The organism is Sphingobium sp. LSP13-1-1.1 (assembly GCF_040676415.1).
Lineage (GTDB): Bacteria > Pseudomonadota > Alphaproteobacteria > Sphingomonadales > Sphingomonadaceae > Sphingobium.
Window position 1 is genome coordinate 36,528 of the sequence record NZ_JBEGHU010000007.1, and the last position, 23,621, is coordinate 60,148.

Here is a 23,621-nt window from a genome sequence, read left to right on the forward strand (position 1 = left end):
TAAACGCGCCTTTTTTAACCCTTTTTCCGCGACCGGCCGTGCCGCGCAAGGGGCCGGCAGACCAATCCCCCTTGCCCTTGCCCGATCCATGCCCGACATAGCGGGGACCATGGCCCAGTTCGCCCGATCGCCCCTCACCGCCGTCCTGGGCCCCACCAATACCGGCAAGACGCATCTGGCGGTCGAACGCATGTGCGGCCATTCCTCCGGCATGATGGGCTTTCCGCTGCGCCTGCTGGCGCGGGAAGTCTATGACCGGGTGGTCGGCATGAAGGGGCCGGCGCAGGTCGCCCTTGTCACCGGCGAGGAAAAAATCGTGCCGCCGGGTGCGCGCTACTTCCTCTGCACGGCGGAATCGATGCCGATCGGCACAGGCCGGCAGGCTGGAACGGCGCAGGACGGGCTCGGCGATTATGCCTTCGTCGCCCTGGACGAGGCCCAGCTCGGCGCCGATCCGGAGCGGGGCCATGTCTTTACCGACCGCCTCCTCCGGGCAAGGGGGCGGGAGGAAACCATGATCCTGGGTTCAGCCAGCATCGGCCGCGTGGTGAAGGCGCTGGTCCCCGATGCGGAGATCATCGGCCGCCCCCGCTTCTCGACGCTCAGCTATGCCGGCGCGAAAAAGCTCTCCCGCCTGCCCAAACGCTCCGCCATCGTCGCCTTCTCCGCCGAGGAGGTCTATGCCGTGGCGGAAATGCTCCGCCGCTTCCGGGGTGGAGCGGCGGTGGTCATGGGCGCGCTCTCGCCCCGCACCCGCAATGCGCAGGTGCAGATGTTCCTGAACGGAGAAGTCGACTATCTGGTCGCCACCGACGCGATCGGCATGGGCCTCAACCTCGACGTGGCGCATGTCGCCTTCGCCTCGCTGCGCAAATATGACGGCCGCCGCACCCGCCGGCTGACGGTCGCGGAAATGGCGCAGATCGCGGGACGCGCCGGACGCCACCACCGGGACGGCACCTTCGGCAGCCTGGGCCATGAAGACGGCGACGCCGCCTTCACGCCGGAGGAGATAGAGGCGATAGAGGCCCACCGCTTCCCGCCGTTGGAACAGCTTTTCTGGCGCAACGGCACGCCCCGCACCGACAGGCTGGATCACCTCATTTCCGATCTGGAGCAGAAACCCGACCGCCCCGAACTGCGCGCCGCTCCCGAAGCGGTCGACCTCGCCGTGCTCAAACGGCTCGCCGACGATCCGCTGGTCATCGATCGGGCACGCGGCAGGAAGCAGGTCGAACGCCTCTGGGCCGCGTGCAGCCTGCCCGATTTCCAGAAGCTGGGCGCTGAACATCATGCCCGCGCCGTCGGCCGCATCTGGCGCTTCCTGTCGGACGACGGCCTGGGTGCCGGGGGCCATATTCCCCGCGACTGGTTCGCCCAGCAAATTGCCCGACTCGATTCGGTGCAGGGCGACATCGACACCCTGTCCGGCCGGATCGCCGCCGCCCGAACCTGGTCCTATATCGCCCACCGGGCCGACTGGCTCGCCCATCCGGCGGAAATGGCGGAGCGGACGCGCGCGCTGGAGGAAAAGCTGTCCGACGCCCTCCACGCCGCGCTGACGCAGCGTTTCGTGGACCGGCGCACCACGGTTCTGCTAAGGGATATTGGCCAGAGCGCGGCCAATCTGCCGGTCGAAATCGAACCGGATGGGACAGTCTGCGTCGATGGCGAGACGATCGGGCGACTTGACGGATTTCGTTTCTCGGTCGATCCCGCTACCCGGCATCAGGACAGGAAGATGCTGCTGGCGGCCGCTGAACGGCGCCTTGGAAGGATATTGCGAGTGAAGGCTGACGAATTGCTGGGCGCACCCGATACTGATTTCGCGCTCATGGACGAAGCAGGACAGACCCCCGGCATAGGCTGGAAGGGGGATCCGGTGGCCACGCTGCACGGCGGCGCCACGCTGCTGACACCGGAAATTCGGCTGGATCGCGCGCTTCTGGCGCTGGGCCAGGATGTGCAGAAGCAGGTGGCGGCCCGCCTCGCCGCGTGGATGGACGCGCAAAAGGAAAAGCATCTGCTGCCGCTCACCAAGATGGTGGCCAGCGCCTCTGACCCGGAAGTCCCCGCCGTCGTCCGCGCCGTCTTTGCCCAGCTTGCCGATGCCGGCGGCGTCATCGCGCGCACCGACCTCGATTCGGCGCTCGGCCATCTCGACAAGGACCAGCGCCATCTGCTGCGCCGCGCGGGCATCGATATCGGCGTGCTCGACATCTATCATCCCGGCCTGCTGAAGCCCGGCGCCGCCCGCTGGCGCGCTGTCCTGCTGGCGGCGCGCCTGGGCAAGCCGTGCCTGCCCCTGCCCGGCCCCGGCCTCACCCTGATCCCGGCTGGCGAGAAGCCCGAACAGATGGGCGCGCGCATCGCCGGCTTCCGCGGCTTTGGCGAACAGATGCTGCGCATCGACATGGCCGAACGCATGGCCCGCACCGCGCATGAGGCCATTGCAAAGAACGAGGCCTTCACCGCGCAAAGCCCGCAGATCGTCTCACTCGGCCTGTCGGAGGATGCCTTCCAGCAACTGATGCGCCTGGCGGGCTTCCGCGCCGTGGAGGCGCCGGCCGAGGGCGGACCCAACTGGGCCTTCCGCGGCCGGCAGAAGGCCCGCGCGCACCAACAGCACGCCAGCCGTGAAAAGCGCGGCGCACCGGCCCAGGGCAAACCGCGCAACGACCGCGGGCCGCGCCCCGCCGCCTCGTCCGGCCCAGCCCCCACCGGCAACAACGCCTTTGCGGGCCTGGCCGAACTGCTCGGCCGCAATGGCTGACGCGGGCCTGGTTCCGGCCCACGGCCCCAGCCTGCGCATCGACAAGTTCCTCTGGTTCGCGCGCCTCGCGAAGAGCCGTTCCATCGCCCAGAAAATGGCGGAGGACGGTCACATCCGCCTCAATGGCCGCCGCATCGAACGCTCGCACGCGCCGGTGCGGGCGGGCGACCTCATCACCTTTCCCCACCCCAGCGGCGTCCGGGTCGTCCGCATCCTCCAGCTCCCCGGCCGCCGGGGCCCGGCGGCCGAAGCGCAATCCTGTTATGAGGAACTTACCGTGGGCGCCTGAGCCCCGATGATCCTTCCCGCCAAGCCCGGCTAACGCCCACCCAAAAATATCCTCATTGACCTTCGCCCCGGCCGCGCATAGCAGGCGCCGATTGTCTCAATTCCAAGAGTGTTGACCCATGACCTATGTGGTGACCGATAACTGCATCCGCTGCAAATATATGGATTGCGTCGAAGTTTGCCCCGTGGACTGTTTCTACGAGGGTGAGAACATGTTGGTCATCAATCCCAATGAGTGCATCGACTGCGGCGTGTGCGAACCGGAATGCCCGGCCGAAGCGATCTTGCCCGATACCGAGAACGGCCTGGAAAAATGGCTGGAGCTCAACACGAAATTCTCCGCCGAATGGCCGAACATCACGGTCAAGGGCGATGCGCCCGCGGACGCCGATGAAATGAAGGGCATCGAAAACAAGCTGGAGAAATTCTTCTCGGCGGAACCCGGCACCGGCAGCTGAGCGACCGTCCCCGGTCGTCCCAGGACTAGCTCTAGCGGTCAACTTGCGCGCCCACTCCCGGATTTTGTGTCCGGGGGTGGCAATTTTGTTACGAATCTGATAAATGGGAACCAACAGGTGGACATGGTCGCGTCCGCTACGGAGACAAATGCCTGATGTTATGATGGTGGCGCCGCGCTTCCCCTGGCTGGTGCGTCTTTTCGCACCTGCAACGCGAATGCCACCGTTCCCCCGAACACATGGAAAGGTTTCAAATGGCTGCCAAGGCGCTGTCCTTTGACGTAGGTGATTATGTTGTTTACCCCAAGCATGGCGTTGGCCGCGTCATAGAGCTGCAAAAGGAGCAGATCGCAGGCATGGAGCTGGAGCTGTACGTGCTCCGCTTCGAGAAGGAGCGCATGACGCTCCGCGTTCCCACGAACAAGGCCGAAGGCGTCGGCATGCGCAAGCTGTCCTCCAACAAGACGCTGGAGGAAGCGGTCGAAACGCTGAAGGGCAAGCCCAAGGTAAAGCGGACCATGTGGTCGCGCCGCGCCCAGGAATATGAAGCGAAGATCAACTCGGGCGACCTGGTGTCGATCGCGGAAGTGACGCGTGACCTGTTCCGCGCCGACGATCAGCCGGAACAGAGCTATTCCGAACGGCAGATCTTCGAGGCCGCGTCCAGCCGCCTCGCCCGCGAACTCGCGGCGATGGAGGAAACGGACGAACCCAGCGCCCTCAAGAAGATCCTGCGCATCCTCAATGAGGCCGCACCCCGGCACGTGAAGGTCGAAGGCTGAAGCCATTCGGGCTGAACCGACAACGGCAGGCCTGGAAAAGGGCGCCCCCGATCGGGGCGCCCTTTTTGCATGTCAGCCACGCGGATGAAGCCGGACGGCCGGTTCCGCCGAGGGCTTCACTCGCCCTTGGCCGCGCCTGCCGCATCCTTGGCCGCGTCGCCGACGTCGCTCGCCGCCTGACCGACCTGCGAGGCGGCGCTTTCGACCGCGCTGTCCTTCCGGCTCTGGCTGCTGATCAGGAAGAAGGCGGCAATGGCCACAACCACGACCAGCAGGAGAACCGCTATCATGGTGCCGCCGCCGCCACGCTTTTCGATGATCGTGGTCGTTGCTGGACGCTCCTGATAATCCGCCATATTGATCCTCCTCATCTTCACGCCACCCGGCGGCATAAATGCGCAAGCACACAGACGGGTTCCTGGCGGGTTCCTGGGCCGCGACGGCCGCGCCAAGGCGCCTTTCCGGATAATCCCTCAGCGGCAATAGCCCTCCCGTCCCGGCAGGACGATCAGGCAGTCCTGCCGGCCAGCCAGATCCTTGAAGCCGGTCTCCGCCCCCGTTCCCGGACGGATGGTCAGATCCTTGCCGTCGCGCATGAAGCGGATCGTCTTTCCTTCGGCCACGCCGGCATAATCCGCCTGCCGGTCCAGATTGTCCTGGTTCGCGATCGCATAATGGCCGCGCCGGCCGTCCGGCGAAGGCTGAATGTCCAGGAATAGCCCCTCCGGGCCGTTCCACCGTCCGACCCATTCGTCGGTCGGCAGGTTCGCCGACTCGTTGACGGCCGATCCAACGGCGTCCGGCTCCGCGATCGCCTCAACCTCCGGGGCCTCGGCATTATTTCCCTCGTTCCGGTCCACATTCTTCGTGCAGCCCGACGATAGCGCTCCCATTGCCATCAGCGGCAGGAGCAGGCCCAGATTGCGGCGTTTCATCCATCTTTCTCCTTGCAATTGACCCGATAAACCGCTGAACGCGAGGCTTCGATCCATTTTTTCCGGAAGGGACGGAGCCGCATGTCAGCGGCTGCGGCGGGAAAATCGGATCATGGGCGGGGAAGAGAGATGGAGAACAAGGTTGAGGTGCGCCCGGAACGGGCGCGGTTCGTTCGCGAATCCGCTGATTTCCGGCGGCAGGCGCTGATAGAGGCGACGGCGCGCTGCCTTGCGGAAAAGGGCGTGGGCGGCACTTCCGTTCGTGCGATCTGCGCCTATGCCGGCGTCTCGGCGGGCTTGCTCACCCATTATTTCGATGGCGTCGACGCCTTGATCCTGGCCACCTATCGCGATGTCGGCGAAAAGGTCGCCGCCGCGATGGAACGCGCCGTGGTGGAGGCTGGACCCGATCCGCGTGACCGACTCTGGGCCTATCTGCGGTCGAACTTCCAGCCGCCCGTGCTTGACCCCAATCTGCTCGCGACCTGGATTTCCTTCTGGAGCCTCAACAAGACCAATCCGGCGATCGCCGCCACCCATGCCGAAACCTATGGCGGGGGACGCGAACGCATGGAGGTTCTGCTGCGTGAAGCAGCGCCGCAGATCCCGCGTCCCGACGCGCGCATCGCCGCGATCGGGCTGACCGCCATGATCGACGGCCTGTGGCTGGAACTGTGCCTCGACTCCTCGACCTTCACGATCGCTGAAGCGCTCGGCATGATAGAGGAAGCGATGAATTACGTGCTGGCGAAGCCCAGAAATGGCCAAGTCGATCAATGACGCGGGTAGTGATCGTTTTTATCAATCAAGCTGGCCAATAAAACCAATTTCACGCCACCCCGCGCATTCCCTACATGGGTCGGGCAACAGCAACCCCTGTAAAGGAACTGGAAAGCCCATGGCGCTTATCAATACGACCATCAAGCCGTTCACCGCCACCGCTTACAAGGAAGGCAAGTTCGTCGACGTGACCGACGCCGACGTGAAGGGCAAGTGGGCCGTCTTCTTCTTCTACCCCGCCGACTTCACCTTCGTCTGCCCGACGGAGCTGGAGGATCTGGCCGACATCTACCCGACGCTGCAAAAGCTGAATGTCGAGGTGTACTCGGTGTCGACCGACACGCATTTCAGCCACAAGGCCTGGCATGACACCTCGCCGGCCATCGGCAAGATCAATTATTACATGCTGGGCGACCAGTCGGGCCAGATCACCAATAATTTCGACGTGATGCGTCCGGGCGTCGGCCTGGCCGACCGCGCGACCTTCCTGGTCGATCCCGAAGGCGTGATCCAGTTCATGGAAATCACCTCGGAAGGCGTCGGCCGCAACGCGACCGAACTGCTTCGCAAGGTCAAGGCTGCGCAATATGTCGCCGCCAACCCCGGCGAAGTCTGCCCGGCCAAGTGGGAAGAAGGCGAAGCAACCCTCGCTCCGTCGCTCGACCTCGTCGGCAAGATCTAAGAGCCTTGAGTCTCGTCGGGCTGGGTCGAGATACGCTCTCCCCTGCCCGGCGGACCATCCTGGAATCGCGTTTTCCTGCGAAGACAGGAACACGGTCCCCTTTCGTGCCGAATTCCCGCCTTCGCAGGAAAACGGAACGTCAATACCGCCAGATCATTAGCAAGAACGCCGGGCCTTCGGGTCGCACCATCCCGGCGAAGATATAGAGCATCGTGCGCAAAAGTGGGAACCGGTTTTGCGCAAAAACGATGCGACATCAAAAGCATAGCGCGCGCTGCATGACTCGGACTTGACGCAACGCGCTCTAGCCGCGCCCCGGATAGGCGCGCCCAACCCAAGGAGACCAGAAGATGTTGGACGCAAATCTCAAGGGCCAGCTCAAGGCCTATATGGCGAACATCACCCAGCCGATCGAACTGGTCGCGTCGCTGGACGACGGCGCGAAGAGCCGGGAACTGAAGACCCTGCTGGACGAGATCGCCGAACTGTCGGACAAGGTGACCATCACCGCCGGTCATGACAGGCGCGTGCCCAGCTTCATGATCCGCCGCACCGGCACGGACATCGGCGTCACCTTCGCCGGCCTGCCCATGGGTCATGAATTCACCTCGCTGGTGCTGGCGCTGCTCCAGGTCGGCGGCCACCCTTCCAAGGCGGCGCAGGACCTGATCCAGCAGATCAAGGATCTGGACGGCGACTTCGCCTTCGAAACCTATTTCTCCCTCTCCTGCCAGAATTGCCCCGACGTGGTGCAGGCTCTCAATCTGATGAGCGTGCTCAACCCGCGCATCAGCCACGTCGCGATCGACGGCGGGCTGTTCAAGGAAGAGGTCGACGCCCGCAAGGTCATGGCCGTCCCCACCGTCTTCCTGAACGGCGAACCCTTCGCCAGCGGCCGCATGGAGCTGGAGCAGATCGTCGCCAGGATCGACAGCGGCGCGGCAGCCCGCGCGGCCGAGAAGATCGAGGCCCAGGACCCGTTCGAGGTGCTGGTGGTCGGCGGCGGCCCCGCCGGCGCGGCCGCCGCGATCTATGCGGCGCGCAAGGGCATACGCACCGGCGTCGCGGCGGAGCGTTTCGGCGGCCAGGTGCTCGACACCATGGATATCGAAAATTTTATCTCGGTCAGCCGTACCGAGGGCCCCAAGCTGGCGTCGGCGCTGGAAGCGCACGTCAAGGATTATGAAGTCGAGATCATGAACCTTCAGAAGGCTGCAAAGCTGATCCCCGCCAGGACCGAAGGCGGCTATCATGAGGTCGTGCTGGAAAATGGCGCGTCGCTCAAGGGCCGGACCGTCATCCTCTCCACTGGCGCCCGCTGGCGGCAGATGGGCGTGCCGGGCGAAGAGGAATATCGCAACAAGGGCGTCGCCTATTGCCCGCATTGCGACGGTCCGCTGTTCAAGGGCAAGCGCGTGGCGGTGATCGGCGGCGGCAATAGCGGCGTGGAGGCGGCGATCGACCTTGCCGGCATCGTCGCCCATGTGACGCTGATCGAATTCGACAGCCAGCTCCGCGCCGACGCGGTGCTGCAACGCAAGCTCGCCAGCCTGCCCAATGTCAGGATCATCACCTCGGCCCTGACGACCAGGGTGGACGGCAATGGGGAGAAAGTGACCGGCCTCAGCTACAAGGACCGCAACAGCGGCACGGAGCATGATGTCGAGCTGGAGGGCATCTTCGTCCAGATCGGCCTTGTCCCGAACACCGAATGGCTGAAGGACGCGATCGCCCTTTCCCCACGCGGCGAGATCGAGATCGACGCGCGCGGCGAAACCAGCCAGCCGGGCATCTTCGCCGCGGGCGACTGCACCACCGTGCCCTACAAGCAGATCGTGATCGCCATGGGTGCCGGATCGACGGCGGCGCTGTCCGCCTTCGACTATCTCATCCGCCTCCCCACGACGGAGGAAGCCGCCGAAGCGGCCTGATCACAAGGACGGCAATCAGGAAGGCGGCGGGGTTCACAGGAGCCTCGCCGCCTCTCTCACACCCCTTCGGGCCTAACGCCGCATCAACCTCAACCGGAATATTCCCGGATCCACCTCCAGCATCGGCGCGCCCTCCACCGGATCGTCCCGCTGCGCCAGCGCGACCGGCGCCTGCGGGGTGAAGGTGGCGATGGCGCTGCCCGGATCGCCCAGCACCAGCGCGTCCACCATCAGCGTCGGGCTCAACCGCTCCGGCGTCACGCTGACCAGCGTTCCGACCTGCGTCATCCCGAACAGCTTGCGGGCGAAGGCATAGGGCAGGCGGATACAGCCATGGCTCGCCGGATAACCGGGATTGTGCCCGGCATGAAGCGCGATCCCGTCCCAGGTCAGCCGCTGCATGAAGGGCATGGGCGCGTTGGAATAGATGTTGGACCGATGCCATTCCCGCTTCTGCAGGACGGGAAACTCGCCGGTCGGCGTGCGATGCCCCTTCATCCCCGTCGACACGCTGGCGATCCCGACCAGCCGGTCACCGTCATAGACATGCACCCGCTGCCGCTCGATGCTGATGACCAGATAGAGCGGCCCGCCAAACGGCCCCTCCTCCAGCCAGCTATACCCCCCCGGCCCCAGCGATTCCTGCGCCCCCGCAGGCCGCGCAACCGCAAGGATCAGCAACAGCAGGAAGGTCGGAAAGGCGCGCATAAACACCTTCTTAACCATAAGAGCGGCCGGCACCAGCCCCCGCATGTCGCTTCCCCGTATCGGAACGGGATGGGCCGCTGCAACGATCCCCTAGAGCAGGCTCAACTGCGCGACCGGCGCAAAGCTCCTGCGGTGCAGCGGCGTCGGCCCATGCTCGCGCAGCGCGGCCAGATGCCGGGCGCTGCCATAGCCCTTGTTGCTTTCCCAGCCATAATGCGGGTGCACCGCCGCCGCCTCTATCATCATCCGGTCGCGCGCCTCCTTCGCCAGGATGGAGGCCGCCGCGATCGACAGGCATTTGGCGTCGCCCTCGACCACTGCCGTCGAAGCCCATCGCCACTGCGGACAGCGATTGCCGTCGACCAGCACATGCGCGCAATCATGGGTCAGCGCCTCCACCGCCCGCGTCATCGCCAGCATGGTCGCCCACAGGATATTCAGGCTGTCGATCTCCTCGACCGACGCGACCCCCAGGCCCCAGCACAGCGCCCGCGCCTTGATCTGGCCCTCCAGCACGGCCCGCTTCGCCGCGCTGAGCTGCTTGCTGTCATTGAGCCCGTCGGGGCAATCCTCCTGCCGCAGGATCACCGCCGCCGCCACCACCGGCCCGGCCAGCGGCCCCCGCCCCGCTTCGTCCACCCCGGCGACCAGTCCGGGATGATGGCGCAGTTCATGGGCGAAATCAGGCATGGTCATGGAATCCGAAAGGCGCGCCCATCGGCCCATGTCCGCCGCCCAGCCCAGGCGCCAGCGCCAGCGCCTCCCGCACATATTTGCGCGCCCGTTCGATCGCGTCGATCATGTCCCATCCCTGGCCCAGCCCCGTCGCGATCGCGCTGGCCAGCGTGCAGCCGGTGCCATGGCTATGCCGCGTGTCGATCCGCGCATTGCTCCACGCCTTCACCACGCCGCGCGGCCCGATCAGCCGGTCGGTCAGCATCGGCCCCTCGCCATGGCCGCCCTTGGCGAGCACATGGGTGGCGAAGCGGATCGCGATCTCCTCCCCGCCCAGCGCCGCCAGTTCCGGGATATTGGGCGTCACCACCGTGGCCAGCGCCATCAGCCTCTCGAACGCCGCCACGGTCGCCTCATCGGCCAGCACCGAACCGCTGCTGGCGACCATGACCGGGTCGAAGACGATGGGCACGCCCTCCAGCATCGCCAGCCGCTCCGCCACCGCCGCGGCGGTCTGCGCCGATCCGATCATGCCGATCTTCACCGCGTCGACACCGATATCGCTGATGACGCTCTCCATCTGCCCGATCACCATGTCGGTCGGCACCGGATGAACGCCCTGCACGCCCAGCGTGTTCTGCGCGGTGATCGCGGTGATCGCCGTCATGGCATGGCCGCCCAGCAGCGTCACGGTGCGGATATCGGCCTGGATGCCGGCCCCGCCGCCGCTGTCGGACCCGGCGATGATCAGGACGCGCGCGACGGTCATACCCTGAAACGCCGCTCCGCCGACGCCGGATGCCGCTTCAGCGCGTCGCCCGTCCGGGTCGGCCGGTCCATCAACTCCCCGCCGCAATTGGGGCAGCGGTCGTCCAGCGCCTCCGCACAGGACGCGCAATAGGTGCATTCGAAGGAACAGATGAACGCGCCCGGCTCATCGGCGGGCAGGTCCACGCCGCAGCGCTCGCAATCGGGCCGCATCTCAAGCATGATCCGCACCCGCCGCTCGTCCGTCCTCTCTTCGCCGGCGGGAACGACCGCAACGCGACGCCATCACGCCGCCGCCCTGGCCACCGCGTCGCAGATGCGCTCCACCACATCCCTGACCTGTTCCTCCCGGTCGCCTTCCGCCATCACCCGGATCACCGGCTCCGTACCGGAAGGACGGATGACCAGCCGCCCGCTGCCCTGCAGTTCCGCCTCGGCCTGGGCGATGACGCGCTTCACATCCTCATGCTCCAGCGGCCTGCCGCCCGAAAAGCGGACATTCTTCAGCAATTGCGGCACGGGATCGAACTGGTGCAGCACCTCGCTCGCCGGCTTGCCCGATCGCACCAGCGCCGCCAGCACCTGCAGCGCCGCGACCGTGCCGTCGCCGGTCGTCGCATAGTCCGACAGGATCATATGTCCCGACTGCTCGCCCCCCACATTGAAGCCGCCCTCGCGCATCCGTTCCAGCACATAGCGGTCGCCGACCTTGGTCCGCTCCAGCGCAATACCCTGCCCCGCCAGGAAACGCTCCAGTCCCAGGTTCGACATCACCGTCGCCACCAGCCCGCCGCCGCGCAGCGTACCCGCCTTCGCGAAATTGCCCGCGATCAGGGCCATGATCTGGTCGCCGTCGACGATCGTGCCATGCTCGTCCACCACGATCAGCCGGTCGGCGTCGCCGTCCAGCGCAATGCCAATGTCGGCGCCCGCCGACACCACGCTTTCCTGCAACAGCAGCGGCGCGGTCGATCCGCACTGGTCGTTGATGTTGATGCCGTTGGGCGTGACGCCGACCGCCACGACCTCCGCCCCCAGCTCCCACAGGGCGGAAGGCGCGACCTGATAGGCCGCGCCATTGGCGCAATCGACCACGATCTTGAGCCCGTCGAGCCGCAGTTCCGCCGGAAAGCTCGACTTCACCGCATGGATATAGCGGCCGCGCGCATCCTCCACGCGGCGGGCCCGGCCGATGTCCTGCGATGCGGCGAGCGGAATCTGCTGGTCCAGCATCGCCTCGATCTTCAGTTCATCCTCATCGGACAGCTTGTATCCGTCCGGACCGAACAGCTTGATGCCATTGTCGAAATAGGGATTATGACTGGCGGAGATCATCACGCCCAGGTCGGCGCGCATCGAATGGGCCAGCAACGCCACGGCGGGCGTCGGGATCGGCCCGAACTGCACGACGTCCATGCCGACCGCGGTGAACCCGGCGACCAGGGCATTTTCCACCATATAGCCCGACAGCCGCGTGTCCTTGCCGATCACCACGCGGTGGCGATGGGTGCCCCGCTGGAAATGCTTGCCCGCCGCCATGCCGACCTTCATCGCCAGCTCGGCCGTCATCGGCCACTGGTTCGTGCGCCCGCGAATGCCGTCCGTACCGAAATATTTCCTGCTCATCGTCCCTGCCCGCCCAGCGGTGAAGCTCTCACCCTCCCATAGCAATCTTTGTTCGACTTTCCAGCCGGGACCGGCCATCCCCTTGCGAATGGACGGATTCAATGCAGCGGTCGACGCCCTTTCCGGCGCGGTCTTCATGAAGGTGCCGGTGCTGGGCACGCAGATCGAACTGATCGTGCTCTACCTCGCGCTGCCGATGCTGTTCTTCACCATCTGGCTCGGCTTTCCCAACCTGACGGCCGTGGGCCGGGCGCTCCGCATCCTCAAGGCGCAGCCCCATGCGGGCGAGGCGAAGGGCGACGTCAGCCAATGGGGCGCGCTGTCAACGGCGCTGTCGGGCACCATCGGCCTCGGCAATATCGCCGGCGTCGCGGTCGCGCTGACAATGGGCGGGCCGGGCGCGATCCTCTGGATGTTCATCATCGGCTGGTTCGCCATGACGGTGAAGATGGCGGAAGTAACGCTGGGCCTCAAATATCGCGTCTTCGACGCGCAGGGCCATGTGCATGGCGGGCCGATGTATGTGCTGAAGGCGGTCGGCGCCGCGCGCGGCTGGCCCAGGGCCGGGCTGATCCTGGGCGGCCTCTACGCCTTTTTCGCGCTGTTCGGGGCGATCCCCATGGTTCAGGTCAACCAGAGCTTCGCGCAGGTGAAGGTAGTGACGGGCTTCGGCAATGGCTGGGCCTATGGCACGATGCTGGCGGGCGCGGTGGCGCTGGTGACGCTGGGCGGCGCGGCCTGGCTGGGCGAAGTGGCGAAACGTCTGACCCCGCTCAAGGTCGCGGTCTATCTGGTCGGCGTGGCGACCGTGCTGATCCTTCATGCCGCCGCCATTCCGGGCGCGCTGGCGGACATCTGGCACGGCGCATGGAACGGGCAGGCCGCGACCGGCGGCGCGGTCGGCGCCTTCGTCGCCGGCATGCGGCGCGCCGTGTTCGCCAGCGAGGCGGGCGTGGGATCGGCGGTGATGGCGCACAGCCTGGCGCGCGTGCGGCATCCGGTGTCGGAGGGGCTGGTCGCCCTGCTGGAACCGCTGCTCGGCACGATGGTCGTCTGCGCCCTGGGCGGGCTGGCGCTGGTCGTGGCCGGCACATGGAAGGGCGGGCTGGAGGGGATTGCCATCACCTCCGCCGCCTTCGCGCAGGTGTCGCCCTCCTTCCCCTGGCTGCTCGCGGTGGTGGTGGTGCTGTTCGCCTATTCGACGCTGGTCGCCTGGGGCTTTTACGGCCTTCAGGCCTGGGGCTATCTGTTCGGCAACGGCCCCAGGGCGCAATGGACCTACAAGATCCTCTATATCGTCGCCCTGCCCCCCGCCGCCGCGATCGACCTCGGCCGGGTGGTCGGCATCGTCGACAGCAGCTTCTTCCTGATGGCGGTCCCCAATGTCATCGCCCTCTACCTCTGCGCCGGGGAGCTGCGACGCGATGTGCGGGACTATCTGGCAACCCCCGAAGAGGATTAGGCCCCCAGGCTTTCAGCAAGCCGTGCTCCTGCGAAGGCAGGAGCCCAGTCCCGCCGCCTGAACGGCTCGCATCCCCCTGATCACCGAATGACGGCAGGGCAGGAACACCGTGCCCTTGTTGAGGCAGCCTATCGCGCCATCGCCGCCTCGATCTCCGCAATGCTGCGCGGCACGCCTTCGCTCAACCGCTGCGATCCGGTCGGCGTGATCAGGTACAGATCCTCGATCCGGATGCCGTAATTGGCGGACTGGACATACAGCCCCGGCTCCACGGTGATGACCGCGCCGGCGGGCAGCGGCTTCGACATGTCGCCCACATCATGGACGTCGAGCCCGACCAGATGCCCCAGCCCATGGGTGAAATCGTCCACCCGCCCCGCTTTCCGGAACACGTCCTTCGCCGCCTCGACCAGATCCTCATAATAGACCCCGGCCTTCAGCCTGGCGACGGCGGCGGCCTGCGCGGCGAGGACCAGTTCATAGGATGCGCGCTGTTCGTCGGTGAACCTGCCGCTGGCGGGGAAGGTGCGCGTCACGTCGCAGGCATAACCCCCGACGGAGGCGGCCGCGTCGATCAGGATCAGGTCCTTCTCGCCGATCACGCCGCTGCCGCCCGTATAGTGCAGCGACGCCGCGTTGCGCCCGGTCGCGACGATGCTGTCATAGGCCAGCCCCTCGCCGCCTCCGGCGCGGAAGCCCTCCTCCAATATCGCCTTCAACTGCCGTTCGGTCATGCCGGGACGCACCTGCTTCATCGCGGCGATGTGACCCCGCGCCGTCGCTGCCGTCGCCTTGCGCATCAACTCCAGTTCGCGCGCTTCCTTGACGATGCGCAGCGAAGGCAGAAGCGCGCTGTCATCCTTCATCGAAACGCCCGGCACGCGCTGCATCACCCTGCCATAGAGCTCCAGCGCCTTGGGCACGGGCGCCGATGCGCTGACGATCGGCCCCAGGAAATGCAGCGTCTTGGACCGCTCGGCCAGGGTGGTGACCAGGCTCCCCAGGCCGCCGGTGCGCGAAACCCTGGCAAAGCCCGTGCGCCGCTCCAGTTCCGTGCCCAGCGGCAAGCGCTCGACCTCCCAGCGCTCCGACTCCACGTCACGCGATGGCAGCAGCAGCCATTCCCTGATCGTGCGTTCGGCGGGCGCCATGACAAGGACGGCATCCGGCTCGTCGACAATGCCGGTCAGCCAGGCAAAATCGCCATCCTGCACAAAGGGCGGCGCCACCGCCGCGCTGCTTTCCACCGGCCCCGCGCCATGGACGACGGCGACCCCGTCCTTCAATGCCTCCATCACCCGGCGACGGCGTTCGCGGAACACCTCGGGCGCGAAGGGGACCGTTCCCGACGGCGTGGCAAAACCCTGCGGCGGCAGGACCTGCGCGCGCAATCCGGTCGCGCACAGGAGCGAAGCCGTCCCGCCCGCGATTATCGACCGTCGATCCAACATGTCCCTGAACTCCCTTGCCCACCAAGTGAAGCAGCAAGAGGTGTATGATGTCAATAATACAGCAAAAGGCCCCGCCAAAAAGGCGAGGCCATTCTATGAAACATTCATGGACTTTGGTTCAGATCTTGTCGCCAAGAGCGCCCTTGACGGAACCCTTGATGTCCTGCGCCGTGCCCTTGACCTTCTGGGCTTGCCCCTCCGCGACCAGGTCAGGATCGCGCTGGTTGCGGCCGACAGCTTCCTTGATCGCACCAGCGGCCTTGTTGCCCGCGGCCTTCACCTTGTCGGTCATCTCGCCCATCGGAAATCTCCTTGCGTTGCTGTTACCCGATGAACGGATGAGCAGAACCGAAAGTTTCCACCAATACGCAGGCGGAACGGACAGCATTGCGAAACGGGCGTCACGGCGGCGCGCGTTCAGACCGCCTAGTCCGAAGCGGATGGCTTGTGCGCCCGATGCTCCACCACGAATTCGCTGATCGCCTGACCGCTGGCATTGAGCAGCGGATATGTCCGGGCATCCGACAGCCAGTCGGGGCGTCGTGCGCCGCTGCCGTAAAAAGTGTCATAAACCAGGCTGAACGCCAGAAACACCAGCGTCGCGCCGATCAAGCCTTTGACCGCGCCGAAGCCCGCGCCCAGAACCCGATCGACAGGCCCCAGAATCGACTGCCGCGTGCGTCGGCCAATCGCGTGCGCCAGCATCTTGCCGGCACCGAACGTGATGCCGAAGACCAGAACGAAGGCCAGCACAGCCGCGCCGCTGGTACTGCCGACGAAGGGCGCCACCAGTTCCGTGGCCGAGGCATGGAAGAGCCGGATCGCAAAGATCGCCAGCACCCAGGCGATCAGCGACAGGGTTTCCTGTACGAAACCACGCATCAGCCCGAAAATGGCACAGCCGCCGATCAGCAGCAGGACGAGTATGTCGATCGCGTTCATCGCGCTGTTGGCTATCCGCGGCCGAGCATCTGGTCAACAAGTTGCGCAAGGGCGCGATAACCGCTCACGGAAATGCCCTTGACGCCGTCAGCCACGGCGGCGGGGACAAAGGCACGATTGAAGCCGAGCTTGGCCGCCTCGCGCAGTCGGAGCGGAGCATGGGCCACCGGCCGGATTTCGCCAGACAGAGCAATTTCCCCGAAGAGGACCACATCGGCGGGCACCGGACGCTCCGACAGGGCCGACATCAGCGCCGCCGCAACCGCCAGGTCGGCCGCAGGGTCCGACAGGCGATAGCCGCCCGCGACGTTCAGATAGACTTCGCAGGTCGAGAAGCTGAGGCCGCAGCGCGCCTCCAGCACGGCCAGCACCATGGCGAGCCGCCCGCTGTCCCATCCCACCACGGCGCGACGGGGCGTGGCGCCGCTGGAAAGACGGACGACCAGCGCCTGAATTTCGACCAGCACGGGGCGCGTTCCCTCCAGCGCCGGGAATACGGTCGCGCCGGTCACATTCTCGTCGCGATGGGTGAGGAACAGGGCGGAGGGATTGGCAACCTCCTCCAGCCCCTCCGCCACCATGGCGAAGACGCCGATCTCGTCCGTGCCGCCGAATCGGTTCTTGATCGCGCGCAGGATGCGATATTGATGGCTCCGCTCACCCTCGAAGCTCAACACGGTGTCGACCATATGCTCCAGCACGCGCGGACCGGCGATGCTGCCGTCCTTGGTGACATGGCCGACAAGGATCAGGGCCGTGCCGCGCTGCTTGGCAAAGCGGATCAGCTCCTGCGAGGAGGCGCGAACCTGGCTCACCGTGCCGGGCGCGCCCTCGATAAGGTCGCTGTGCATCGTCTGGATCGAATCGATGATCAGCAGCGCCGGTGGTGCACCCTCGCCCAGGGTCGTCAAAATGTCGCGCACGGAAGTGGCGCTGGCAAGCTGCACGGGCGCGTTGCCCAGCCCCAGCCGCTGCGCGCGCAGGCGCACCTGGTCCGATGCCTCCTCCCCGCTGATATAGGCGACGCTGTGCCCCGCAGATGCAATGCGGGCGGCAGCCTGCAGCAGCAGCGTCGACTTCCCTATGCCGGGATCACCGCCGATTAGGGTGGCCGAACCGGAGACGATGCCGCCTCCCAGTGCCCGGTCGAACTCCGCTATGCCGGTGGTGGTGCGCGGCGGCAGTTCCACCTTGTCGTCCAGCCCCACCAGCATCAGCGCCCTGCCCCCGCTATGCAGGTCATGACGGGCGGAAAAGACGGTTTCCGCAGCTTCCTCGACAATGCTGTTCCATTCGCCGCAATCGTCGCACTGCCCCTGCCACCGGCCCGAAACGGTGCCGCATTGCTGACAGACGAATTTGCGCTTTGCCTTGGCCATTGCGCACGCATAACAGAACATATACGGAACACAAATCCTCTTTGCATCTTCCCGTGGAAACCGGGCGCGGAGTGGCGCATTGTTTCGTCATGAAGACCGTCCGCGTCGCAAGCTACAACATCCGCAAGGCCATAGGCACCGACCGCCGCCGGGTTCCCGAACGAGTGATCGACGTTCTGAACGAACTGGATGCGGACATCATAGCCCTGCAAGAGGCCGACCGGCGCTTCGGTGTCCGGTCGGCCGCGCTGCCGCACTGGCTGGTTGAGAGCATCAGCCCCTACAAGCCCGTGCCGCTCAACGTGCAGGTCGATTCGATGGGCTGGCACGGCAATGCCATATTGGTGCGCAAGGAGGCAGAGGTGGGCGCGCACGACGTGCTGCACCTGCCCTGCCTGGAACCGCGCGGCGCCACCATGGCGGAGGTGACGCTGGGCCAGGCGTCCTTGCGCATCTTCGGCATGCATCTCGATCTATCGGGACTATGGCGGCGCAAGCAGGCTGCCGCCGTGATCCATGCCGCGCATCTCGGCGATCCGATGCCGACGGTCCTGATGGGCGATCTCAACGAATGGAGCGCGGAGCGCGGCTGCCTCGCCGACTTCGCGCGGCATTACAGCTTCGCGCCCTGCGGTCGGTCCTTCCACGCGCGGCGCCCTGTAGCGAGGCTCGACCGGATCATGCATTGCGAGCGGCTGAAGCTGGTCGACTGCGGCGTGCACGAAAGCGCTTCAGCGCGCAAGGCGTCGGACCATCTGCCGATCTGGGCGGAATTCAACCTGGGGTGACGAACCTGTTGGGCAAAGGCGCCTCACCACCTACACCCCCTCGACAAGCCGCCCTTGCTCTGCAACTCTCCGCCCCATGAAAGAGCGGGAACTCAGGCTCGCACTGGTCTGCTATGGCGGGATCAGCCTGGCCGTCTACATGCACGGCATCACCAAGGAAATCTGGCACCTGGCCCGCGCCAGCCGGGCTTTTCATGACGGCGTCCCCTCCGGCAACAGCAGCGAGGCAGTCTATCGTCAGTTGCTGGAGGATCTGGAAAAGACCTGCGGCATCAAATTGCGGGTGATGCCCGATATCATCGCCGGGGCCAGCGCCGGCGGCATCAACGGCATCTTCCTGGCGCAGGCGATTGAGACGGGCCAGTCGCTGGACCCGCTGACCGACATGTGGCTCGACAATGCGGATGTGGAAAAGCTGCTCGATCCCGATGCCCGACCGGCGCGGCGGATCACCAAATTCTGGGCGACGCCGCTCGTCTGGATGGCGGCGCGGCATCCGGGCGACACGGTCGAACGCACCGTCGCGCCTGACACGCGGGAGGAGGTTCGACACAAGCTGTCGCACTTCATCCGCTCCCGATGGTTCGAGCCTCCCTTCGGCGGGGAAATCTTCACCGCCATGATCCTGGATGCCTTCGACGCGATGGAGGCGACCGGGCGCGGTCCACCCTTGTTGCCCGCCGGCCATCCTTTGGACCTGTTCGTCACTGTCACGGATTTTGAAGGCCATCCCCAGAGCCTGAACCTCAACAGCCCGCCACAGGTGGTGGAGACGGAGCATCGGCTCTCCATCGGCTTTCGCGCCCACGGTCGGGACGGACGCAATCTTGCCGACCCGGCCGAACTGGTCTTCGCCGCCCGAGCCACTGCCAGCTTCCCCGGCGCCTTTCCGCCCTTCACTGTGCGTGAGCTGGATCGGGTGCTGAAACGCCGCCATCGCGCCTGGCCGACGCGCGACGCCTTTCTGGCGCGTGCCCTTCCCCGTCATGCGGCGCGCGGCCGTGCCGAGGACGCGGTGTTGATCGACGGCTCGGTGCTGGCCAACGCTCCCTTCGCGCAGGCCATCGGCGCGCTCAGGAACCGGCCGTCGCGTCGCGAGGTCGATCGGCGCTTCGTCTATATCGATCCCAAGCCCGGTCATCGCTCGATCCAGCTCAACCGACACGGCGAGGCGGAGGAAGCATCGGGCCAGGATGCGCCGCTGCCCGGCTTCTTCCGCACGATCTTCGGCGCCCTGAGCGATATTCCCCGCGAACAGCCGATCCGGGACAATCTGGAGGCGATCGACCGCCACAGTGCCCGTATCCGTCGCATGGTGCGCATTTTGAACGCGCTGCGACCAGGGATCGAGGCGGAGGTGGAAAGCGCCATCGGCGGTATGCTCTTCCTCGACCGGCCGACGCCGGCACGGCTTTCCGCCTGGCGCAACAAGGCGCAGCAGCGGGCAGCCAGTTCCGCCGGTTTCGCCTTTCCCGCTTATGGCCATCTCAAGCTGTCCGGCATCGTCGAGGATCTGGCCGACCTGCTGTTCCGCCTGAGCGGGGAGGAAAGCGCCCTGATGCGCGAAAGCTATCGCCAGGCCTTGTGGAGCCATGTGCGTGCCATGGGCGCTGACCAGTTGACGGAAGATGTCGGCCCCGCCTCTGCGCCGGTCGACTTCTTCCGCCTGCACGACCTGTCCTTCCGCATCCGGCGCCTGCGCTTCCTCGCCCGGCGGCTGGCCGAGACGCTGGAGGTGGAGGCGGCCGCCGCCGACCCCGCCATCCAGAAGATGCACGACGCCATCTATGCCGCCCTGTCGCACTATACCGAATGCGAGGGCACCGACTTCTACAATGGGGAGATCAAGGCGGCGGCCGGCCAGGTGCCCAGCGATGCTGGCGCGGCGCTGGAGGCGGTAGCGAAACTCCGCGGCCTCCGCGAACGGGACGAAGCGGCGGACATGATATTGGCCGAAGCCCTGGCCGCACTGCCCAAGGCAGCGCGGCGGACGATGCTGCTCGCCTATCTTGGCTTCCCCTTTTACGACATTGCCACCCTGCCGCTGCTGCAGGGCCATGGGATGGATGAATATGATCCGGTCAAGGTCGACCGCATTTCGCCGGAGGATTGCAGCGCGATCCGCCCTGGCGGCGCAGAAGCAACGCTCAAGGGCATAGAGTTCAATAATTTCGGCGCTTTTTTCAGCCGCACCTATCGGGAAAACGACTATCTCTGGGGACGTCTGCACGGGGTCGAGCGGCTGCTGGATATCGTGATTTCAGCATGTCCTGCGGCAAACCGTCTTTCCCGGGAAGCAGTGGATCAATATAGGCGAACCGCTTTCATGGCGATTCTCGACGAAGAGGAAGAGCGGCTGGACCATGTCGCCGATCTGATCGCCAGCTTGAGAGAGGAGATCGGGTGAACGCAGGCAAGGTGCTGTTTCCGATGATGATGCTGGCCCTGCTTGCCGGTTGTTCTCCCGACCCTGAGGGACGGGCAAACGCGAAAGCCGGACCACCATCCGCGCCAGGTCTCGCAGCCGGCCCCCTTCTCACCGGGGACAGCCCTCCACAGCGTGAACAGGATCCGGCCGCCCTGCCCGCATCGCCCGAGCTCGACCCCGCGCCTTCGCGCCATGGTGAAATGGACAGTGGACCGCGGAAGGAAATCGCGGCCGCCGGCGCATCAACCCTGCGCCCGCTGCCGATGAAGCCGTCCGTGGTCAACATCCCGCCGCCGCCCTATGTGCCCGACCTGCCGCCATCGGACGGCACGGCGGATCCCACGCCCTTTCCGGACGAGGTAACGCGATTCATGGTCGACCGCGACAGTTGCGACCATTTTCGCGGTGAGGAGGCCTATGACGCGGAACGGCTTGCCTATTTGCAGGACAATATCGCGGCGCTCTGCACCGGCACCGATGCGCGACTGTCGCTCCTGCGTCACCGCTATGCCGATGATCCGGCGGTCATGTCGGCCCTCAGCGGCTATGACGACCGGATCGAGGGCAATGCCTCCCAATAGAGTCTATAAAAGGGCATCGATCCGGGCGGCGAGGTCTATGTCCCGGCGTGACAGACCGCCCGCGTCATGGGTGGTCAGCAGGATCTCGACGCGATTGTAGACGTTCGACCATTCGGGATGGTGATCCGCCATTTCCGCCAGCAACGCCACGCGCGTCATGAAGCCGAACGCCGCGGAGAAGTCCCTGAAGGTGAAAAGGCGGCGAATGCCGTCCGGATCCTGCACCGGCGTCCAATCCGGCAGGTTCCGTAGCGCCAGCGCGCGTTCCTCTCCGTCCAATTTCGCAATCATCCATTCATCCCCTGCCTCGCCGTTCCATTTTCCGGCGGCATTAACCCATTTTCCGGTGCGTCGGCGGTTTGCAGACGATTCGGAACATGCTTTATGTCTCTCTTATGGACGATGCCGGTCAACAGCCCCGATTTGCGCCGACGCGCGAGGATATTGAAAGCCTGGCGCTGGGGGCTCTCTCCCGATTGCCTGAGCCGTTCCGCTCGCACCTTTCCAATGTCCTGCTGTTCGTGGAGGAGTTTGCCGATCCCAAGCTGCTCAAGGAGATGGAGATCGATGATCCCTTCGGCCTGACCGGCCTTTATACCGGGCGCCCGGTCGGAGAAAGGGCACAGACCGGCGACCTGCCGCCGACCATCCACCTGTTCCGTCGCCCATTGTTGGACGAATGGGTCGAAACCGGCGTGCCGCTCGACATGCTGATCACCCATGTCGTCGTACACGAGATCGGCCATCATTTCGGCCTGTCTGACCTCGACATGCACGTGCTGGAGGACATGGTCACGCTATGAGCCCGGCGGGATTGCACCTGTCGGGCGTCGCGTGCGCGCGGGGCGGGCGGCTGCTGTTCCGCGACGTCGACCTCCGCTTGGAGCCGGGCGGCAGTGCGTTGCTGAAGGGGCCGAACGGCATCGGCAAGTCCAGCCTGATGCGCATCTGCGCCGGCCTGCTGGCTGCGACCGCCGGGACAGTCGAACGCCAGGGCCGGGTAGCCCTTACAGACGAAAGGCTGGCCCTGGACACGGAGCAGCCACTTGGAACGGCGCTCCGTTTCTGGGCGCGGCTGGATGCAACAGCGCCGGAGGCCCTGGATGCAGCATTGGCGGCAATGGCGCTGGAACCTCTCAGCCAGGTGCCGGTGCGCCTGCTGTCGACGGGACAAAGGAAACGGGCGGCGCTGGCGCGCGTGATCGCGAGCGGCGCACCCATCTGGCTGCTCGACGAGCCGGGCAACGGGCTTGACGAGGCGGCGCTTGACCTGCTGGGAAAGGCGGTGACCCGGCATCTGGCCGATGGCGGGATCGTCGTGGCCGCGTCGCACCAACCCTTGCCGCTGGCCAGCCCCGCCATGGTGAAGATGCAGGACCATGTCTGGGCGATGGAGGAGGAGGCATGACCATCCTCCTGACCCTGGCGGCGCGGGATTTGCGGCAATCCTGGCAATCCGCCGGACTGTGGCTGCCGGTCGCCTTTCTGCTGCTGGTGGCCAGCCTCTATCCCTTTGCCGTGGGTCCGGACGCGGCATTGTTGCGGCGGAGCGGCGGCGGCATGCTGTGGATTGCGGCGTTGCTCGCCAGTCTGCTGCCAGTGGACCGGCTGGTGGCGCCGGATCGCGACGCCGGCGTGCTCGACCAGTTGGCGCTGCGCGGCATCGGGGAAGAAACGGTCGTGCTTGCCAGGCTGATTGCCCACTGGCTGGGATTTGGACCGGCGCTGATGGTCGCGACCTTGCCTGCGGCCGCGCTGTTGAAGCTCGACGGAACGACCATCGGGTTGCTCGAAGCAGGACTGCTGATCGGCACGCCCGCGCTGGCGGCATTGGGATTGCTGGTGGCGACGCTGACGGCAGGATTGCGCTCCAGCGGCGCGCTGTCGGGGCTGCTGGCCTTGCCGCTTGCTGTGCCGCTTCTGATCTTCGGCGCAGGGACGCTGGGCGATGGCAGCGGTGCGGCGCTCAAATTCCTGGGCGCCACGTCATTGCTGCTGGTAGCGATCACCCCCTTTGCCGGAGGCGCCGCCATTCGCGCGGGGCGGGAGTGAAAAAGGATCCGGCTCGGTTCCCGCCCACTCTTCATGCATAGCCGGGCGGACGGCTGAGGACCGCTCTTCCAGCCCAAAGCCGGCTGCATCCGACAAAAAAGGCGCCGCCCTCAGGCAGCGCCTTTCCGAATA

Annotated in this window: 26 protein-coding genes; 14 read left to right on the top strand and 12 right to left on the bottom strand. The window is 65.8% G+C overall.

Annotated elements, in window-relative coordinates:
• The first annotated feature begins 88 nt into the window (after positions 1–88).
• From MRBLSP13_RS06110 to MRBLSP13_RS06125, 4 genes are all read left to right on the top strand, one after another.
• Positions 89–2,773, top strand: a complete 2,685-nt coding sequence (locus tag MRBLSP13_RS06110) for a DEAD/DEAH box helicase (RefSeq protein WP_363753411.1) — start codon at positions 89–91, stop codon at positions 2,771–2,773.
• Positions 2,766–3,062: an RNA-binding S4 domain-containing protein gene (locus MRBLSP13_RS06115; RefSeq protein ID WP_363735485.1), complete on the top strand. Its 297-nt coding sequence runs from the start codon at positions 2,766–2,768 to the stop codon at positions 3,060–3,062. Before MRBLSP13_RS06110 ends, MRBLSP13_RS06115 begins: the two co-directional genes overlap by 8 nt.
• 118 nt (positions 3,063–3,180) lie before the next feature.
• Positions 3,181–3,519, top strand: a complete 339-nt coding sequence (fdxA, locus tag MRBLSP13_RS06120; RefSeq protein ID WP_363735486.1) for a ferredoxin FdxA — start codon at positions 3,181–3,183, stop codon at positions 3,517–3,519.
• A gap of 254 nt (positions 3,520–3,773) precedes the next feature.
• Entirely contained in the window at positions 3,774–4,301 is a 528-nt protein-coding gene (locus MRBLSP13_RS06125) for a CarD family transcriptional regulator (RefSeq protein ID WP_133654593.1), read from the top strand.
• A 116-nt stretch (positions 4,302–4,417) separates the two neighbouring features.
• Here MRBLSP13_RS06125 and MRBLSP13_RS06130 read toward each other — a convergent pair whose 3' ends face one another.
• Positions 4,418–4,657 (bottom strand): hypothetical protein, encoded by a 240-nt coding sequence (locus MRBLSP13_RS06130; protein WP_133654592.1) that lies wholly within the window; start codon positions 4,655–4,657, stop codon positions 4,418–4,420.
• Positions 4,658–4,774: 117 nt separating this feature from the next.
• Positions 4,775–5,236, bottom strand: a complete 462-nt coding sequence (locus MRBLSP13_RS06135; RefSeq protein ID WP_363735490.1) for a hypothetical protein — start codon at positions 5,234–5,236, stop codon at positions 4,775–4,777.
• A gap of 129 nt (positions 5,237–5,365) precedes the next feature.
• Here MRBLSP13_RS06135 and MRBLSP13_RS06140 point away from each other — a divergent pair, with 129 nt between their 5' ends.
• The 3 genes from MRBLSP13_RS06140 (at position 5,366) to ahpF (ending at position 8,629) form a co-directional block, all read left to right on the top strand.
• A complete protein-coding gene (locus tag MRBLSP13_RS06140) occupies positions 5,366–6,016 on the top strand; it encodes a TetR family transcriptional regulator C-terminal domain-containing protein (protein ID WP_363753413.1) in 651 nt (216 codons plus the stop codon).
• Between the two features lie 118 nt (positions 6,017–6,134).
• Positions 6,135–6,698 carry an alkyl hydroperoxide reductase subunit C gene (gene ahpC / locus MRBLSP13_RS06145; RefSeq protein WP_133654589.1) on the top strand — a complete coding sequence of 188 codons (564 nt, stop codon included), beginning with the start codon at positions 6,135–6,137 and terminating at the stop codon, positions 6,696–6,698.
• Between the two features lie 350 nt (positions 6,699–7,048).
• Positions 7,049–8,629, top strand: a complete 1,581-nt coding sequence (gene ahpF / locus MRBLSP13_RS06150; protein ID WP_363753415.1) for an alkyl hydroperoxide reductase subunit F — start codon at positions 7,049–7,051, stop codon at positions 8,627–8,629.
• A 72-nt stretch (positions 8,630–8,701) separates the two neighbouring features.
• Here ahpF and MRBLSP13_RS06155 read toward each other — a convergent pair whose 3' ends face one another.
• The 5 genes from MRBLSP13_RS06155 to glmM all read right to left on the bottom strand — a co-directional run bounded on the left by MRBLSP13_RS06155 (position 8,702) and on the right by glmM (position 12,406).
• Positions 8,702–9,337 carry a L,D-transpeptidase family protein gene (locus MRBLSP13_RS06155; protein ID WP_363753417.1) on the bottom strand — a complete coding sequence of 212 codons (636 nt, stop codon included), beginning with the start codon at positions 9,335–9,337 and terminating at the stop codon, positions 8,702–8,704.
• Positions 9,338–9,427: 90 nt separating this feature from the next.
• Positions 9,428–10,027, bottom strand: coding sequence for a ribonuclease HII (locus MRBLSP13_RS06160; RefSeq protein ID WP_363735589.1), 600 nt, complete (start codon positions 10,025–10,027; stop codon positions 9,428–9,430).
• Positions 10,020–10,781 carry a bifunctional hydroxymethylpyrimidine kinase/phosphomethylpyrimidine kinase gene (gene thiD / locus MRBLSP13_RS06165; protein WP_363735493.1) on the bottom strand — a complete coding sequence of 254 codons (762 nt, stop codon included), beginning with the start codon at positions 10,779–10,781 and terminating at the stop codon, positions 10,020–10,022. Before thiD ends, MRBLSP13_RS06160 begins: the two co-directional genes overlap by 8 nt.
• Positions 10,778–11,002: a DUF1272 domain-containing protein gene (locus tag MRBLSP13_RS06170; RefSeq protein WP_363735590.1), complete on the bottom strand. Its 225-nt coding sequence runs from the start codon at positions 11,000–11,002 to the stop codon at positions 10,778–10,780. Before MRBLSP13_RS06170 ends, thiD begins: the two co-directional genes overlap by 4 nt.
• Before the next feature lie 63 nt (positions 11,003–11,065).
• The gene (gene glmM, locus MRBLSP13_RS06175; protein WP_363753439.1) at positions 11,066–12,406 is read right to left on the bottom strand and encodes a phosphoglucosamine mutase; all 1,341 of its coding nucleotides are present in this window, start codon (positions 12,404–12,406) and stop codon (positions 11,066–11,068) included.
• An 88-nt stretch (positions 12,407–12,494) separates the two neighbouring features.
• Here glmM and MRBLSP13_RS06180 point away from each other — a divergent pair, with 88 nt between their 5' ends.
• Complete coding sequence (locus MRBLSP13_RS06180; protein WP_363753419.1) at positions 12,495–13,868, top strand: alanine/glycine:cation symporter family protein; 1,374 nt, start codon at positions 12,495–12,497, stop codon at positions 13,866–13,868.
• 128 nt (positions 13,869–13,996) lie between these two features.
• Here MRBLSP13_RS06180 and MRBLSP13_RS06185 read toward each other — a convergent pair whose 3' ends face one another.
• The 4 genes from MRBLSP13_RS06185 to radA all read right to left on the bottom strand — a co-directional run bounded on the left by MRBLSP13_RS06185 (position 13,997) and on the right by radA (position 17,640).
• A complete protein-coding gene (locus MRBLSP13_RS06185) occupies positions 13,997–15,319 on the bottom strand; it encodes an aminopeptidase P family protein (protein ID WP_363753421.1) in 1,323 nt (440 codons plus the stop codon).
• Between the two features lie 118 nt (positions 15,320–15,437).
• On the bottom strand, positions 15,438–15,620 hold the full coding sequence (locus MRBLSP13_RS06190; protein WP_363735498.1) for a CsbD family protein: 183 nt from the start codon (positions 15,618–15,620) through the stop codon (positions 15,438–15,440).
• 125 nt (positions 15,621–15,745) lie between these two features.
• Entirely contained in the window at positions 15,746–16,261 is a 516-nt protein-coding gene (locus MRBLSP13_RS06195; RefSeq protein ID WP_363753423.1) for a CvpA family protein, read from the bottom strand.
• An 11-nt stretch (positions 16,262–16,272) separates the two neighbouring features.
• Positions 16,273–17,640 (bottom strand): DNA repair protein RadA, encoded by a 1,368-nt coding sequence (gene radA, locus MRBLSP13_RS06200; protein ID WP_007687127.1) that lies wholly within the window; start codon positions 17,638–17,640, stop codon positions 16,273–16,275.
• Between the two features lie 89 nt (positions 17,641–17,729).
• Between radA and MRBLSP13_RS06205 the strand changes: the two genes are divergently transcribed.
• From MRBLSP13_RS06205 to MRBLSP13_RS06215, 3 genes are all read left to right on the top strand, one after another.
• Positions 17,730–18,428 (top strand): endonuclease/exonuclease/phosphatase family protein, encoded by a 699-nt coding sequence (locus tag MRBLSP13_RS06205; RefSeq protein WP_363753425.1) that lies wholly within the window; start codon positions 17,730–17,732, stop codon positions 18,426–18,428.
• Positions 18,429–18,504: 76 nt separating this feature from the next.
• Complete coding sequence (locus MRBLSP13_RS06210) at positions 18,505–20,835, top strand: patatin-like protein (RefSeq protein WP_363753427.1); 2,331 nt, start codon at positions 18,505–18,507, stop codon at positions 20,833–20,835.
• Positions 20,832–21,437 carry a hypothetical protein gene (locus MRBLSP13_RS06215; RefSeq protein WP_363753429.1) on the top strand — a complete coding sequence of 202 codons (606 nt, stop codon included), beginning with the start codon at positions 20,832–20,834 and terminating at the stop codon, positions 21,435–21,437. Before MRBLSP13_RS06210 ends, MRBLSP13_RS06215 begins: the two co-directional genes overlap by 4 nt.
• A gap of 3 nt (positions 21,438–21,440) precedes the next feature.
• Here the strand turns inward: MRBLSP13_RS06215 and MRBLSP13_RS06220 are convergent, their stop codons facing one another.
• The gene (locus tag MRBLSP13_RS06220) at positions 21,441–21,728 is read right to left on the bottom strand and encodes a 4a-hydroxytetrahydrobiopterin dehydratase (protein WP_363735505.1); all 288 of its coding nucleotides are present in this window, start codon (positions 21,726–21,728) and stop codon (positions 21,441–21,443) included.
• Positions 21,729–21,832: 104 nt separating this feature from the next.
• On the opposite strand from MRBLSP13_RS06220, the gene MRBLSP13_RS06225 reads away from it, so the two are divergent.
• Genes MRBLSP13_RS06225 through MRBLSP13_RS06235 form a run of 3 tightly spaced genes read left to right on the top strand, consistent with a single transcriptional unit; the run spans position 21,833 to position 23,489 of the window.
• The gene (locus tag MRBLSP13_RS06225) at positions 21,833–22,240 is read left to right on the top strand and encodes a metallopeptidase family protein (RefSeq protein ID WP_208108126.1); all 408 of its coding nucleotides are present in this window, start codon (positions 21,833–21,835) and stop codon (positions 22,238–22,240) included.
• Positions 22,237–22,845 (top strand): heme ABC exporter ATP-binding protein CcmA, encoded by a 609-nt coding sequence (gene ccmA, locus MRBLSP13_RS06230; RefSeq protein WP_363735506.1) that lies wholly within the window; start codon positions 22,237–22,239, stop codon positions 22,843–22,845. The genes MRBLSP13_RS06225 and ccmA overlap by 4 nt, the downstream gene beginning before the upstream one ends.
• Positions 22,842–23,489, top strand: coding sequence for a heme exporter protein CcmB (locus MRBLSP13_RS06235; RefSeq protein ID WP_133654573.1), 648 nt, complete (start codon positions 22,842–22,844; stop codon positions 23,487–23,489). Before ccmA ends, MRBLSP13_RS06235 begins: the two co-directional genes overlap by 4 nt.
• The last annotated feature ends 132 nt before the right edge of the window (positions 23,490–23,621 follow it).